This window comes from Paenibacillus sp. FW126-R14 (assembly GCF_058789495.1).
Genome location: NZ_JBYTBS010000062.1, coordinates 26,468 through 42,054, shown reverse-complemented (window position 1 = coordinate 42,054; position 15,587 = coordinate 26,468). Strand labels below are relative to the sequence as shown.

The 15,587-nt window shown below is 47.6% G+C and carries 14 protein-coding genes and 1 riboswitch; of the genes, 12 read left to right on the top strand and 2 right to left on the bottom strand.

The window, feature by feature from the left end:
• From AC3WRW_RS27950 to AC3WRW_RS27920, 7 genes are all read left to right on the top strand, one after another.
• The coding region (locus AC3WRW_RS27950; protein WP_492549503.1) for a sensor histidine kinase at window positions 1–1,805 on the top strand (1,805 nt) is incomplete at its 5' end.
• Window positions 1,802–2,434, top strand: coding sequence for a response regulator (locus AC3WRW_RS27945; protein ID WP_492549502.1), 633 nt, complete (start codon window positions 1,802–1,804; stop codon window positions 2,432–2,434). The genes AC3WRW_RS27950 and AC3WRW_RS27945, both read left to right, overlap by 4 nt.
• A gap of 19 nt (window positions 2,435–2,453) precedes the next feature.
• Entirely contained in the window at window positions 2,454–3,386 is a 933-nt protein-coding gene (locus AC3WRW_RS27940; protein WP_492549501.1) for a polyprenyl synthetase family protein, read from the top strand.
• A gap of 186 nt (window positions 3,387–3,572) precedes the next feature.
• The gene (locus AC3WRW_RS27935) at window positions 3,573–4,496 is read left to right on the top strand and encodes a polyprenyl synthetase family protein (RefSeq protein ID WP_492549500.1); all 924 of its coding nucleotides are present in this window, start codon (window positions 3,573–3,575) and stop codon (window positions 4,494–4,496) included.
• Between the two features lie 5 nt (window positions 4,497–4,501).
• Window positions 4,502–6,145 carry a pectinesterase family protein gene (locus AC3WRW_RS27930; protein WP_492549499.1) on the top strand — a complete coding sequence of 548 codons (1,644 nt, stop codon included), beginning with the start codon at window positions 4,502–4,504 and terminating at the stop codon, window positions 6,143–6,145.
• Between the two features lie 443 nt (window positions 6,146–6,588).
• Window positions 6,589–8,058: a catalase gene (locus tag AC3WRW_RS27925; RefSeq protein WP_492549498.1), complete on the top strand. Its 1,470-nt coding sequence runs from the start codon at window positions 6,589–6,591 to the stop codon at window positions 8,056–8,058.
• Between the two features lie 73 nt (window positions 8,059–8,131).
• Window positions 8,132–8,404 (top strand): Fur family transcriptional regulator, encoded by a 273-nt coding sequence (locus AC3WRW_RS27920; protein WP_492549497.1) that lies wholly within the window; start codon window positions 8,132–8,134, stop codon window positions 8,402–8,404.
• A 76-nt stretch (window positions 8,405–8,480) separates the two neighbouring features.
• Here AC3WRW_RS27920 and AC3WRW_RS27915 read toward each other — a convergent pair whose 3' ends face one another.
• Together AC3WRW_RS27915 and AC3WRW_RS27910 are read right to left on the bottom strand one after the other, a co-directional pair.
• The gene (locus tag AC3WRW_RS27915; RefSeq protein ID WP_492549496.1) at window positions 8,481–9,575 is read right to left on the bottom strand and encodes a stalk domain-containing protein; all 1,095 of its coding nucleotides are present in this window, start codon (window positions 9,573–9,575) and stop codon (window positions 8,481–8,483) included.
• A gap of 201 nt (window positions 9,576–9,776) precedes the next feature.
• Window positions 9,777–10,853: a stalk domain-containing protein gene (locus AC3WRW_RS27910; protein ID WP_492549495.1), complete on the bottom strand. Its 1,077-nt coding sequence runs from the start codon at window positions 10,851–10,853 to the stop codon at window positions 9,777–9,779.
• Between the two features lie 313 nt (window positions 10,854–11,166).
• Window positions 11,167–11,268: riboswitch (purine riboswitch) on the top strand.
• Window positions 11,269–11,395: 127 nt separating this feature from the next.
• Between AC3WRW_RS27910 and purE the strand changes: the two genes are divergently transcribed.
• From purE to purS, 5 genes are read left to right on the top strand one after another with little or no spacing between them, the layout of a single operon-like run.
• Window positions 11,396–11,881 carry a 5-(carboxyamino)imidazole ribonucleotide mutase gene (purE, locus tag AC3WRW_RS27905; RefSeq protein ID WP_171682464.1) on the top strand — a complete coding sequence of 162 codons (486 nt, stop codon included), beginning with the start codon at window positions 11,396–11,398 and terminating at the stop codon, window positions 11,879–11,881.
• The gene (gene purK, locus AC3WRW_RS27900) at window positions 11,878–13,053 is read left to right on the top strand and encodes a 5-(carboxyamino)imidazole ribonucleotide synthase (RefSeq protein WP_492549494.1); all 1,176 of its coding nucleotides are present in this window, start codon (window positions 11,878–11,880) and stop codon (window positions 13,051–13,053) included. The genes purE and purK overlap by 4 nt, the downstream gene beginning before the upstream one ends.
• Window positions 13,054–13,079: 26 nt before the next feature.
• A complete protein-coding gene (gene purB, locus AC3WRW_RS27895; protein ID WP_492549493.1) occupies window positions 13,080–14,375 on the top strand; it encodes an adenylosuccinate lyase in 1,296 nt (431 codons plus the stop codon).
• 33 nt (window positions 14,376–14,408) lie between these two features.
• Window positions 14,409–15,308, top strand: coding sequence for a phosphoribosylaminoimidazolesuccinocarboxamide synthase (locus tag AC3WRW_RS27890; protein ID WP_492549492.1), 900 nt, complete (start codon window positions 14,409–14,411; stop codon window positions 15,306–15,308).
• A 29-nt stretch (window positions 15,309–15,337) separates the two neighbouring features.
• Window positions 15,338–15,577 carry a phosphoribosylformylglycinamidine synthase subunit PurS gene (purS, locus tag AC3WRW_RS27885; RefSeq protein WP_079414612.1) on the top strand — a complete coding sequence of 80 codons (240 nt, stop codon included), beginning with the start codon at window positions 15,338–15,340 and terminating at the stop codon, window positions 15,575–15,577.
• Window positions 15,578–15,587 lie beyond the last annotated feature (10 nt).

Here is a 15,587-nt window from a genome sequence, read left to right as displayed (position 1 = left end):
GTATGATGTTATTACCCATCGTCTTTTTTCATTTTTTAATTGTATTTTTTAATGATAAAGGTGAATTGGGATTATCAACATGGATGTTAAAATATTTGTATTCTTTCGTTGCTATTATAGCATTGATAAGATCTTTTTACTTTTATACTCCAATAGCATATGAATTATACAAAAATGATACATCAATTATATTAGGTTTCTTCGTACTTGGCTTTTTTCTGAATGTGTATTTGCTAAGTGTTCAATACCTTAAATCTCGAAAACAACAGTCCTATGTGTCCAGTATAATTAAGAGTGTTTGGTGGAGTTGGTTGGTAACATTCTTACCAATTATCTCACTTTCTTTTTTGCCAGAATTATTTATTGGAAAACGCATATTAAATGCTATATCTACAAGTTGGATTCTACTTGTATTTCCAATGTCTTTTGCATACCTAATTGCATCTAATCAATTGTATGATTTCGGTCTAGTTATTCGACGTGTTATTTTCGCGGGATTGTTAGCTATCATACCTGTCTGCTTGTTCACGGGTTTTTATTATTTTATTTTTAGCTCAGTGGTCACTGAAGGCCAATTGTTATATATATTTGGTGGCTCTATGCTCCTTATGACATTGTCTCTTTATGCAGCAGAGTACTGGTCGACTAAACTCGAACCTTTTCTGTTTCCAAGAAAATATGTTCTCCAATCCGCTTTGAAGAAAATAGCAAAGAATTTGGGTTCCATTTCAAGTTTTAGAGAATTAAAAGAAATTATTCTTGTTGACATTGTAAACACATTGCATTTGCATGGTGGAGCTATCGTATTCCGCTATAAGGGTGAAGTGGAAATTATTCATGATGGGGAAATAGATACAATAGAGATAGGGCGGCTTGCAGAATCCTCTACATTATTGGAAAACTCTAAGTACATCAGCATTGAAATGAACGATCATGAAACCTATTCAAGTTATCTCATTGTTACGCGTAAAAAAACAAATATGTACCTTTCAAAAGAAGAGAAACAGTGGCTTCAGCTCATTACCTCTTATTTAGAGGTTAGTTTGGAGAATGTACATTTAATCCGAAAACTTACCCTCAACCTGCAGCAGTTTGCTGCACAGCTCCCACTTGAAGCAAACGCTCAAGATATTCAATGGTTCCGTAAAGTCATGTTTGACTTGCAGGAGGAGGAACGGATTAGAATCGCAAACGATTTGCACGATACAACGATGCAGGATCTATTTTTCCTTAAAAGAAGAATATCTTCAATTGCCGATAAAGGTACTTTGGATAAGTCAGATCAGAAACAGTTAAATAATATGAATAACTTTGTCGACATGATTAACGCGAGTCTGCGCCAAAGCTGCTTTGAACTAAATCCCCATTTGCTCAAAGAAGTAGGTTTAGTTCAAACCCTCAAAATGTATGTTGAGAAGGAATCTTATACAACTCCATTCGAGCTCACCTTGGAAACAGGCTCTTTTTCCATGATCGAAGGGAAGGACTTGCCAACCAAACGGCATATTTTTCGAGTTGTTCAAGAACTTCTGAATAATGCGAAGAAGCACTCGCACGCGGCTAGAGTCACATTTTCAATTAACGAAATTGATCAATATTTATATTTACACTATAAAGATGACGGCGTAGGCTTCAATGAAGCGTATGAAGGATTACAAAAAGAGATCGGCTCTTCAGGGATGGGAATAGAACAAATAAGGAGCAGAATCATTCATATGAACGGTCAAGTGGACATGATTACGTCGAAAGGGAAAGGGACTATTTTTAATATTAGGATTCCGGTCGGGGAGGTCATTTCTGCATGAGTGAGGTTGTTAAAACTTTGGTCGTCGATGATCACCCGCTATTTGCGCGAGCAACTCAGGCGCTGTTACAGCAAATTGATCAAATAGAAGTAATTGGTGTTGCCAGTAATGCCAAGCAATGTTTAGAGTTATTTGCTATTGAAAAGCCCCAGCTTGTATTTCTGGACTATCAGCTTCCCGATCAATCGGGAACGGAAGTCGCCAAGGCTATTAAGGACAATTCTCCTGATACACATATCGTTATTTTCACCGGATTTGACTTAAGCGGTATTATCAACAAACTAATAGAAATTAAAGTAAGCGGTGTCCTGTCAAAAGAGTCGAGTGAACGTGCAATTATGAATATGGTTAATTGTATTTTGGATGGTCAAACGATGCTGCCTCTTGCGTATTTTCATCAGATGCAATATACAGACGGGCAAGTGAAGGGGGAATTTGTGCTGCTTGAGGAAGAAGTCAACATGATGAATATGTTGGTGAAGGGGGCTACGCACGAACAAATTGCGGAGCAAATTTATATGAGCAAGCGCACGGTCGATAATTATTTGCGGAAAATCTACGATAAAGTGGGTGTGAAATCGAAAACAGAAGCATTGGAGAAGTTTATTAAAAGCAAGTATTACATATAAACGCAAGGGGAGAGGGGAATTGAATCGTAATATTCAGCAACATATGTATAACATCGTGGATGCGTATATTTATCCTCGTGATGTAAAGAGATTGTTTAAATCGATCATTTTACGTAAAGAAAATGGGGCTAATGCTTGGAGCGAAATAACAATAAATACTCACTTAATGCTAGGCGGATCTTCACCTGACATTGAACGGTTTGCAGCAGTGACAGAATTAGTAGCTTTGATTATCGATGTTATCGATGGTTTCTATGATCAAGATCAGGAGATTAAGCCGTGGCCACAATATTCAAAAGCGGAGGTTTTAAACGCAATTATTGCGCTGCTAATGGGGGTTGTCGGTGAATTGGGGCAGTTGCAGGTCGCGGGGAGCCGATTGAATGAAATTGCAAAAATAGTTACACGACGTATTAACGGTCATTATAAAGAAATGATGCATACAGTTGGAACGGTGGATGGCTATTTGCAAATAACCCAGGAGAAATGCGGTTCCCTCTTTCGGTTGGCTTGTTTCATGGGCTACATGTCAGTAAAGTGTCCGCGGGAGACGACTATGCAGTTGGATGATCTGGCTGACTGCATAGGGCTTATTCATCAGATTCAGAATGATATGTCGGGCATTGTTCGTTATGACGTGAAAAATGATTTGTATAATAAGAAACGTACGCTCCCCATCATGTATTTGCTTTCTGTGGAAGATCAGGCCTTTCGTCTGTTAAAAGACTACTATGAAGGCTTGATTACGTCAGATTTTGTTCTTCAGCGAAAGGAAACTTTTATACAGATGATAGAAGAGTCCGGCTGTATGGAATATGCTCGGGTTGTTCAAGTAGTATGTTTGCAAAAAGCTGAAGAGATTTATGAGTGTTTGCAGGCAGTCTCTCCTTACAAAATAAGGTTCAAGGAAGCCACTTATGGCAGTTTTCTAAGTGAGGAAAAGGTCCAATGAATATAATAATTGACATAAAAATAAAATTTGGACTACACTAAAAATGTGATAATCACTGTCGGAATTAATTCCCTAAGTGGGACTATAGAAGACCGGGAAGGCAAATTGCCTTTTCCGGTCTTCTCTGCCGTTCAGGCGAAGTTGCCATTCTTTAACATAAGAGACAGAAGCGAGGGCGGATGGGACATGAAGCAAAACGTGAAAGAGCATATGATTCGCTTGGTGGACGAGTATATTGAGGTGGAGGGTCTAAATGAGCTTCTGAAGTCTTTCATCGCGGATAAAGAGAAAGAGAATGGAGCCTGGGCAAAGGTTACGCTCTGCACGCATTATATGATGGGCGGGAGCTCGCCTCATATTGAGCGTTATGCAGCACTGGCGGAGTTGGCCAATCTTATCTTGGACATTGTCGATGATCTGCAGGATCAGGATCAAGAAGACAAGCCGTGGATGAAATGCTCGCAAGCAGAGGCGTTGAATGCGGTTTTGGCACTGTTAATGGGATTCATCGGCGAGCTGGGACAGTTGCAGATCAAGTCGGAATGGCTGGTCGAGGTGACGAAGATCATTGCACGCTCAATTAACGGCCAGCACAAGGATGTGGTGAATGCAGCCGTAACGGTTGACGATTATCTGGTGATGACGCAGGAGAAGTCCGGCTCTTTATTCCGCTTGGCATGTTGTATGGGATATATGACGGTAGAGCCCCCGCGGGAAACGATCGAGCAGATTCATGAGCTGGCCGATTGCATCGGGCTCGTTCATCAGATCCAGAACGATATGCGCGATCTCATCCGCTATGATGTGAAAAATGATTTATACGGCAAGAAGCGCACGCTGCCTATCTTGTATTTGCTTTCCGTCGAGGACGAGGCGTTCACTCCATTGAAGGCGTACTACGAAGGGAAGATTACGTCGGATGTCCTTTTAAGCGATAAAGAAGGCTTCATACAAACGATCCAAGCTTCGGGCTGCCTGGAGTATGGCCGAGTCGTGCAGGCGGTGTGCATTCAAAAAGCAGAGGAAATCTATGAAAAACTGCAAGGCGTCTCGCCTTGGAAGGAAAGGTTCAGGGAAGTGACATACGGCAGTTTTGTTGAGGAAGGATAACAACGATGATCATAGTGGCAGCAGACGGAAGCGGTGATTATGTCCGTATTCAGGAAGCGATCGACAGCATTGCCGATGAGAGGGAAGAAGAAACGGTTATTTACGTGAGAAGCGGCGTTTATGAAGAAAAGCTGCATATCACGAAGCAGCGAATAAGCTTGATTGGGGAGTCGGCAGAGACGACGATTGTCACTTACGGGGATTATGCGAAAAAGCTTTTTCCAAGTGGCGAGCCGTACCACACCTTTCATTCCTATACGGCCTTTATCGGTGCGGACGATGTGACGATTGAGCATCTGACATTCGAGAATTCGGCAGGAAAAGGGGAGGATGTCGGGCAAGCATTGGCCGCCTATGTGGATGGAGACAGGGTCATCTTCCGGGATTGCCGATTCCTTGGGCATCAAGATACGTTATTTACGGGGCCGCTGCCGCCAAAACCGCGGGACCGTTCCAGCTTCGGAGGGCCGCGTGGCGGCATGCCGCCGCGTGCTGTGCGGCAGTACTATGAGCGTTGTTATATTCGAGGCGATGTGGATTTTATTTTTGGCTCGGCGACGGCAGTGTTTCTGGATTGTGAAATTGTATCTTCCGGCAAAGGTTGGGTGACGGCGGCGTCCACACCGGAGGATGTTCTGTACGGATATGTGTTTATTGGCTGTAAGCTGACGGGAGAAGCGCCTGTTGAATCGGTTGGGCTTGGAAGGCCGTGGCGGAACTACGCGAAAGTGGGATTCGTACACTGCTGGTTGGGGCAGCATGTGAAGAAGACAGGCTGGGACCGCTGGAACGAGCGGGAGAGTGTAGAGGCTCTCGCTTTCGCGGAGTATGGGAATTATGGCCCCGGCGCGGATACGGGCATGCGGGTGGATTGGTCCAAGCAGCTTACGGAGCAGGAGGCGGAAGCTTTTGACGTTGACCGGATTCTGGCAGAACGGGATGGATGGAGTCCACGGGCGGCTTTGGGGGAGCCGCGTGCAGCCATCTACTTGGCTGGGGATTCCACCATGTCCGATTATGCAGCTTCCGTCTACCCGCGAATGGGTTGGGGACAGGTGCTCACGCGCTGGTTTGGAAGTGGTGCGGTTGTTTGTAATGCAGCTTCTTCAGGCCGAAGCTCCAAAAGCTTTATCGCGGAAGGACGTTTGGCCGCCATCTGGAGCAGGATTCGTCCCGGTGATTATCTCTTTATTCAGTTCGGCCATAACGATCAGAAACCGGATGAAGCCCGACACACAGATCCGCATGCAAGTTATTTGGATCATTTGCGACAGTATGTGGATGGAGCCCGGGCCAGAGGAGCTCTGCCGATTCTGATTACCTCCGTGCAGAGGCGAAGCTTCGATGAACAGGGGAACTTTACCGATACGCACGGGGAGTATCCGGCTTCGGTCAAACGGTTGGCCGAAGACTTGGAAGTTCCGCTCATCGACTTGGCCGAGAAGAGCAGGAATCTGCTGCTGTCCCTTGGAGCAGAGCGGGCCAAAGCGCTGTTCCTCTGGCTGCAGCCGGGGGAACAGGCCAACTATCCGGATGGCGTAACGGATGACACGCACTTCTCGGAAGCGGGGGCGATTGAAATCGCCCGTTTAATTGTTGAAGGCATAAAGGAGTTAGATCTGCCGCTCGCAGGGCTGATAATAGAATAATGTGAAGCCGATAGACTCGATCGCATGTGCGGTTGGGGTTATCGGCTTTTTTCATTTGCAGGAAAAACTCCCGTTATTCAAGGGGAGGGGTGGGATTATTAGGAGTTTAACTGGAAAATCTCCCATTAAATTGCTTCGAAACACTCGAATAGGGGTAAGTCTATGATATTAGCGGGAGAAATGCCATGTAAATTTGCTGATAGACAGGTACGTATCGAATTAGCGGTATTTTTTCCTGTTATTTGGCGGGCTCGTTGAGCACGGTGGTGGCGGACTCGCATAAGGGCCGGACTCTTACCGATGCCAAGTGGGTAGCCCAGACCAAGCGGGAAATTCTTTGTCGCGAAGTCATTGACAATTATTATCACTTAAAATAAAATAAATACTATATTATAATTATTATAAATAAGAAATTATTATAGCAAGAGGAGGATATTATATATATGACTCAAAATCACAATTACTTAACGACCAATCAAGGCGCTCCCGTAGGCGACAACCAGAACTCCAGAACGGCTGGTAAGCATGGACCTACGCTTCTGGAGGATTACCATTTGCTTGAGAAGATTGCGCATTTCGACCGGGAACGCATTCCGGAGCGTGTCGTGCATGCCCGCGGAGCGGGAGCATTCGGCACGTTCAAGGTTGAGCAAGCAATGAACCGCTACACCAAAGCTGCATTCCTCGGCGAAGCCGGTAAAGAAACACCGGTATTCGTCCGCTTCTCGACCGTTATCCACGGGCAGGGTTCGCCGGAAACGGCGCGCGATCCGCGCGGCTTCGCGGTTAAATTTTATACGGAAGAAGGCAATTACGACTTGGTCGGCAATCATCTTCCTGTATTTTTCATCCGTGATGCGATGAAGTTCCCGGATATGGTGCATTCCTTGAAGCCGGCACCCGACACGAATGTTCAGACACCGGACCGTTATTGGGATTTCATGTCACTCACGCCGGAGTCCACGCATATGCTGACTTGGGTCTTCTCGGATTATGGCACGCCGGCTAACTACCGGGAGATGAACGGTTTTGGCGTTCACGCTTTCAAATGGATTAATTCCGCAGGCAATTATGTGTATGTAAAATATCACTGGAAGCCGCATCAGGGCGTGCGCAATTTGACCAAAACGGAAGCAGCAGCCGTACAAGGGGAAGATTTTAGCCATGCGACGAGAGATTTGTATGACAACATCGCGAGCGGCAACTTCCCGAAATGGGATCTGCATGTACAGCTTCTACAGCCGGAGGATCTGGATGCGTTCGATTTCGATCCGCTGGATCCGACGAAAATATGGCCGGAAGACGTCATTCCTCTGCACAAAGTGGGGACGATGACGCTGAATCGCAATCCGCAGAACTTTTTCGCTGAAGTTGAGCAAGCGGCCTTCGCCCCGAGTGTGCTGGTAGCGGGAATTGAGCCGTCCGAAGATAAATTGCTGCAAGGTCGTCTATTTTCCTATCCTGACACGCAAAGACATAGACTTGGTGCCAACTACCTGCAGATTCCGGTCAACTGCCCGTATGCTGCCGTACAGAACAATCAGCGCGACGGCGCTATGCAAATGAAGCCGCAGTCCGGCAGCGTCAATTACGAGCCGACACGTCATGCCGATGCTCCGAAGGAGGCTCCGGCGTACCGCGACAGTTCCATGCCGCTGCAAGGCTATGCCGCCCGGCAAAAAATTGCTAAAACGAACGATTTTGCCCAAGCCGGTGATACGTTCCGCAGCTTCAGCGAGCAGGAGCAGGCGAACTTCATTTCCAACGTGGTAGGGGACCTCTCTACTGTTCATGAGAAATCGAAGCTGATGGCGATCTGCAATTTCTATCGCGCCGACGCCAAGCTGGGGATGGCCCTGGCGACCGGCCTGGGCATTGATATTTCAGGATATTTGCAGCATTTGAACCGATAAAAGACACACTCGTGTGCCGGCAATCATAGCTCATTCATTTATAGAATCATAAATCGCAGAGGAGGTTTCCACGATGGCCAATCATGATCTGAACCAAGCGCTGCAGCGGATGCGCGCCAAGAACATTCCTTTAACCCCGCAGAGATACGCGTTATTGGAGTATTTATATAAGCAGGGCAGTTACACAACGGTTAAAGAAATCTGTGAAGTATTGATCGTCAAATACCCGACGATCAATGCGATGACGGTGCACAGTTCTTTGCATGTTTTCAAGCAGTTAGGTTTGGTGAAGGAGCTGGCCGTGGTCGGAAGCTCCATGCGGTATGAAGCTGCGCTGAGCTCATGAGCAGTTGAAAAAAAGCGCCCCACTCGCTACAACGAGGATCTATCCTCGCGCAGCCGAGTGGGGCGCTTTGCCATGCTTATTTGGCCTCTGCAAAAGCAGACAGCGGAATCGGGAATTCTAGAATGCCTAGCGCGTAAGGAGCGTATTCGTACAGGCCGAAGTAAACGACTACTTCATCATCTTTTAAATAAAAGCCCTGATCGTTACGAATGGATTCGAACGGTTCGATCAGTTCGTAATCCTGCTCTTTTAATTGCTTTTTGATTTTTTCATTGATGATAGCTTTGTAGTTAGCATTATTGGAGACAACCTGCTTAAGGCTTAGCTCATTTCCCGTGTCGAGATCGAACGTGTGGGAGTCCCAGGAATAGAAACCGTGGGCGCCGCCTGAGAATGTGTAAACAATAAAGTAGAGGCTGAGCTTATGATCCTGATTGTATGTGATTTGATAATTCACATCGAACGTTTTTGGGAAATCAGACATCGCGGTGTCGGTATCCTCGGTAAGGTCGCTTAACTGCTGAATGGCAGCCGCTTTATATTTCTCCACCTCCGCTTGGAGGAAGGCATTGATTTTCGCACTGGCAGCTGAATGATCCCAGCCCTCGATCTGAGGATACTGCAGGGTAATACTCCGATTATCGGTTTTCGTTTGCGACTCGGACTTGTTCGTCAGCTTGAGTTCGTTCTCCTGAATTTTGGCAATCGAAACGACACGGCTTGCATCGTTGTAACCGATCTTGTAGCCCATTTGCTCAAGAAGCAGGCGCAGCGGCAGATAAGTGGTTCCGCTAATAATGACAGGAGGCAAAGCCGCGTAGAACGTGTGTCCATTCAGGGCATATTCCGTATTTTGATTGTGCATTGTCATAGTTTTATTAGGTCCGCTGACGGTGACTGTCTTAGACGCTTCATCCCACGAGGTCTTCAGGCCCAGCTCCTTACTGAGAAAAGCGAGGCCGACATAGGTGTCGCCATCTTTTGTTTTGCCGCCCGGAACATCTAGCAGTTGATCGCCGATCTGGATTTGGACAGGTGCGAGCTTGACGTCGAAATCTGTGCTGGACGTTTCTGCATAGGTGACAGCTTGCTGCGGGAGCACAACTGGACTTACGGCTAATATAAGAGCGGCAGCCAATGTGACTTTCATTGAGAATGTCTTCTTGTTCACGGCAATCTCTCCTTATGGATACATTCTAGTTAGTTAGACGATGGAAAAGTAGAAAAGTTATTGCAGTGATTAGAATTTGTCGAAAAAAAGATGGAAGTGTCATTCAGCTCATGAGCAGGGCTGAACATAACGCAAAAAAGCGCCCCGCTTGCTACAAAGAGGATCAAGCCTCGGGTAGTCGATGGGGGCGCTATGCCATGTTTATTTTGCCGCCGCAAAAGCCGACAGCGGAATCGGGAATTCTAGAATGCCCAACACGTAAGGAGCGTATTCGTACTGGTCAAAGTATACGACCACCGTGTCATCTTTTAAATAAAAGCCCTGATCGTCACGGATGGACTCGAACGGTTCGATAAGTGCATAATCTTGCTCTTTTATTTGCTTTTTAATCGTTTCGTTGATGATCGTCTTGTAGTTAGCGTTATTCGATGTCAGCTGCTGAAGACTCAGCTCATTCCCCGTATCCAGATCGAACGTATGAGAAACCCGGGCAGTGGACCCATGGGCGCCGCCTGTAAATGAATATACCTCAAAGTAGAGGCTGAGTTTATGCTTCTGATTATACGTTATTTGATAATTAACATCGAAAGAATAGGGATACTCGCTGCCGTTCTTGCTTAACCCTTGGTTGGCGGCAGTTTTATATTTCTCTATCTCGCTTTGAATGAATGCGTTAATTTTCTCGCTTGCCGCAGAATTTGCCCATCCTTCAATTTGCGGATAGTTGATCGTAATCTCCTGGTTGTCTGTCACCTTTTTCGATTCTGACTTGTTCGTTAATGTGAGTTCGTTTTCTTGAATTTTAGTAATCGTGACGACATGGCTTTCATCATTGTATCCGATTTGGTAGCCCATTTGTTCAAGGAGCAAACGCAGCGGCAAGTAGGTGGTTCCGTCCACGATCACAGGAGGCAATGTTCTGTAAAATTCGCGGCCATCCAAGGAATATTTCGTGTCTTGATTATGCATGCTCATTTTCTTGTTAGGGCTGCTGACGGTGACGGTCTTCGTAGCCTCATCCCAAGCTGTTGTCAAGCCAAGCTGTTTGCTGAGAAAAGCAAGCCCGACGTAGGTGTCGCCTTCCGCCGATTTGCCGCCCGGCACGTCCAGAAGCTGATCTCCGATCTGGATTTTCAGAGGGGCAAGCTTAATCGCGAACCAGTCGCTTTCTGTCTCCGCATGAACGGTTGCCTGTGGCAGGAGGAGGGCTGGACTAACAGCGGCTAGCAGGGCTGCAGCCAAAGTGACTTTCAGTAAGGTAGGCATGCTTTTTTTCATCATCAATCTCTCCTTTAGAGTTGGAATTCTTCTTTTAATTATTAGACGTTGGATACGTAGTAAGGTTTAACTTTCATCGAATAATGTCGAAATAATAGGAAGGATTGTTCAGGATATGCCCTGAAAACCGAACAAGCATAACGCTGATGTGAGTGTGAAATCAGAAATAGGGGCCTAAACTGGTGTATACTGGGAAAATAACTCCCAAAAGCGAACTATTTCTAAGAAATAGTTAAAAATCGTTCGTTTTTTGAAATTGACATCACACGTCAGTTGGTAGTAAACTAGGGAAGCGGGAATTAGAGCCGCACTAATTGAAAATGTCGAATCGACTCGTATAAAATCAGGGATAAGGCCTGAAAGTTTCTACCCAAAAACCGTGAATTTTTGGACTACGAGGAAGCGAATGAGGGAAACCATAGGAAGACGATGGTCTTTTTGCATTCGGTTCTTTTGCTGTCCAGCGGATAGAATCATGTATTCTAACACTGGGCATTTTTTGGTTTAAGGGGTTTTACCATACAAAAGAGAGTGGGTTAGTGATGACGGTACGTGTTGGTGTCATAATGGGAAGCCAGTCGGATTGGGAAACGATGAAGCACGCATGCGACATGTTGGAAGAGCTGGGAGTGCCTTTCGAGAAAAAGGTGGTTTCCGCACACAGAACACCGGATCTTATGTTCGAATATGCAGCCGCAGCGGCAGGCCGCGGCATTCAAGTGATTATTGCCGGAGCAGGCGGGGCGGCGCATCTACCAGGAATGGTAGCAGCCAAAACGGAGCTTCCGGTTATTGGCGTTCCCGTCAAAACGTCGACGCTGAACGGTCTGGATTCCTTGCTTTCGATCGTGCAAATGCCGGGCGGCATTCCGGTGGCGACGGTGGCGATCGGGCATGCGGGCGCAACGAATGCAGGCCTTCTGGCTGCGCAAATTCTGGGCGCTTTCGATCCCGAGCTGCAAGCGAGGGTCAGAGCCCGCCGCGAGCGCGTCGCGCAAACGGTGATGGAAAGCAGTGACCTGTTATGACCGACACAGCAGGCGGCAAGGTCATCAAGCCGGGCGGCACGATCGGCATCTTGGGCGGCGGGCAGTTAGGCCGCATGCTGGCCTTGGCCGGCCGCAACATGGGGTATCGCTTCGTAACGCTTGATCCCACAGAGGATGCACCTTGCGGGCAAGTCGCGGACGAACAGATTCAAGCGAACTTCGACGACGTCGAAGCGGCGCGGAAGCTCGCGCTCCTGTCCGACGTCATCACGTACGAATTCGAGAACGTGGATGCCCACGTGACAAGCATTCTAATGAATGAGTCCTATGTTCCTCAAGGAAGCGAGCTCCTATACACGACGCAGCATCGTCTTCGCGAGAAGCGGGCGATTGAAGCGGCGGGCGTCCCCGTTGCTCCTTATGCGGAAGTGAAGAGCACGGCTGAGCTGAAGGAAGCGATAGCGAAGTTCGGCACGCCATGCGTCCTCAAGACGGCAACCGGCGGTTACGACGGCAAAGGCCAATGGGTCATCCGCTCTATAGATGAAGCGGAAGAAGCCTTCGAAACTTTGAGCCAGGCCGGAACCGAGCTCGTTCTCGAACAATTTATTCATTTTGACAAAGAATTATCCGTTATTGCAGCAAGAAGCCCTCGCGGTGAAGTGAAGGCGTTCCCTGCGGCGGAGAACATACATGTACATAACATCCTGCATCAATCCATCGTGCCTGCGCGCATTCCGGCAGACGTGCAGCAGGAGGCCGAGAAGCTGGCGACGCGAATCGCCGAAGGACTTGGCGTGATCGGATTGATCGCTGTAGAGCTGTTCCTGACGAAAGACGGTCAGCTCTATGTCAACGAGCTGGCGCCGCGCCCGCACAATTCCGGTCATTACACGATGGAGGCGTGCCGGACGTCGCAGTTCGAGCAGCATGTTCGAGCGATATGCAACTTGCCGTTAGGCTCAACCGAGCTTCTGACACCTGTTGTTATGGTGAATTTGCTCGGCGAGCATATCGAACCGCTTAACGGTCTTATCGACCAACCCGGCTTCTTGGAGGATACGGACTTAGGCGTCAGCGCCAAGGTTCATCTGTACGGGAAGAAGGAAGCGAAAGAGAAACGCAAGATGGGACACATTAATTTACTGGCAAGCGATGTGCAGCACGCACTGACTTGGATAGAACGCACCAGGATTTGGGAAAGTAAGTAAATGAACATTATTGGAGGAACGGAACAATGATCGAACGTTATACACGCCCCGAAATGGCAAGCATTTGGACGGAACAAAACAAGTTTCAAGCATGGCTCGAAGTAGAAATTTTATCTTGCGAGGCTTGGGCTGAGCTGGGTGTAATCCCTAAGGAAGATGTGAAAGTGCTGCGCGAGAACGCAAGCTTCAACATCGACCGCATCTACGAAATTGAGCAAGAGACGCGTCATGACGTTATTGCTTTTACAAGAGCGGTGTCCGAGACGTTAGGGCCTGAGCGCAAATGGGTACATTACGGATTAACTTCTACAGACGTTGTAGACACGGCACTTGGTTACTTGCTAAGACAAGCGAACGAAATTTTGGACAAAGATATTCAAAACTTCATTGAAATTCTTCGCAACAAAGCGATTGAACATAGAGATACGGCAATGATGGGCAGAACGCATGGCGTGCATGCCGAGCCGACGACGTTCGGACTCAAAATGGCGCTGTGGTACGAGGAAATGAAGCGCAACCTGGAGCGTTTCCGTTTTGCCGCCGATGGCGTACAATTCGGTAAAATCTCCGGCGCCGTAGGCACATACGCGAACATCGATCCGTTCGTAGAGCAGTACGTGTGCGAGAAGCTGGGCACGAAACCGGCTCCGATTTCGACACAAACGCTTCAACGCGACCGTCATGCCGAGTACATGGCTACTCTGGCGCTCGTTGCTACGTCCCTGGACAAATTCGCGACAGAAATCCGCGCGCTTCAAAAGAGTGAGTTCCGCGAGGTGGAAGAGCCGTTTGCTAAAGGTCAAAAAGGCTCCTCCGCGATGCCGCACAAACGCAATCCGATTGGTTGCGAGAGCATTTCCGGTCTGTCCCGCGTCATTCGCGGGCATATGATTTCCGCTTACGAGAACGTGACGCTTTGGCATGAGCGCGATATTTCGCACTCCTCCGTTGAGCGTGTGATTCTGCCTGATGCTACGCAGCTGCTGAACTACATGCTGAACCGTCTTGGCAACATCATCAAAAACTTGACGGTGTTCCCTGAGAACATGAAGCGCAACATGCGCAGCACGTACGATGTACCGTTCTCCGGCCGCGTGATGACGAAGCTGATCGACAAAGGCTTTTCGCGTGAGCAAGCGTACGATACGGTGCAGCCAAGAGCGATGCAAGCTTGGGAAGAACAGCGTTCTTTCCGTGAAATCGTTGAGAATGCATCGGTGATCACAGAAGCGCTGAGCCCGGCTGAAATTGCAGATTGCTTCGATCCAAGCTGGCATTTGAAGCACGTCGCTACAATCTTCGACCGTTTAGGTTTGAAATAGCAGGAACTTTGGGAGAGAAGGGAAGTGTTGTCTGTGGCAAGTAAAATCCTTGATTCAGCGGTTGAGCTCGTTAAGGCGCCTCTGGTACACAAAGGGAAGGTACGTGAACTGTATGACTTGGGGGAAAACTTCCTGATCGTCGTAACGGACCGGATTTCGGCTTTTGATTACATTCTGAAGCCGGGTGTTCCGGATAAAGGATACGTGCTGAACGCGCTGAGCAAGTATTGGTTTGGCATTACGAGCGGTTATATGGACAATCATATCATGCACACGGATGTGGAGCTTCTTCACGATATTATCCCGGATGCGGAAGCGAGAGAGCTTCTGAAAGAACGAATTATCGTCGCGAAAAAAGCGGAGCGCATCTCCATCGAGTGCGTCGTTCGCGGATACATCACAGGCAACGGCTGGAGACAGTATGAGAAAACCGGCGAAATCAACGGCCGTAAGCTGCCTGAAGGATTGCGCAAGAACCAACGTCTGCAGGACCCTATTTTCACGCCAGCGGCCAAAAATGATGTAGGCCACGATGAGGATATCTCCATCGAACAAATGATTGATCTGGTTGGCGAAAAGCTGACCTACGCACTGCAAGAGCGCAGCATCATGCTTTATTCGCTGGCTCATTCCATGTGCGAGCGTAAAGGCATCATTTTAGCGGATACGAAGTTTGAATTTGGCTTTTATATGGGCGATCTGATTATTATTGATGAAATTTTCACGCCTGATTCCTCGCGCTATTGGTCGGAAGATAAGTATGCCTTGGATATCGAGATCGATTCCATGGACAAAGAGCCGGTCCGCACGTATTTGGCGGGATCGGGCTGGGATAAAAACAGCGAGCCGGATGAGCTTCCGGCGTCTGTCGTGGAAGAAACGTCGAACCGTTACAAAGAGATTTTGCACCGTTTGGTCGATTCAGAAAATTAGAGCAAGCACATACGAGGAGGAGAATTGAAATGAAAGCAACGGTCTACGTAACGATTAAGCAGAACGTTTTGGATGTTCAGGGAACAGCGGTGCAAGGAGCTCTTCATTCTATGGGTTTTGAGGAAGTTGGCAAAGTGCGCATCGGCAAATATTTGGAGTTAGAGCTTGGCACAACGGATAAAGCAGAAGCAGAAGCGCGCGTAAAAGCAATGTGCGAGAAGCTGCTGGCGAACACTGTTATCGAAGACTACCGCTACGAGTTGGCGTAATAGAGCAAGA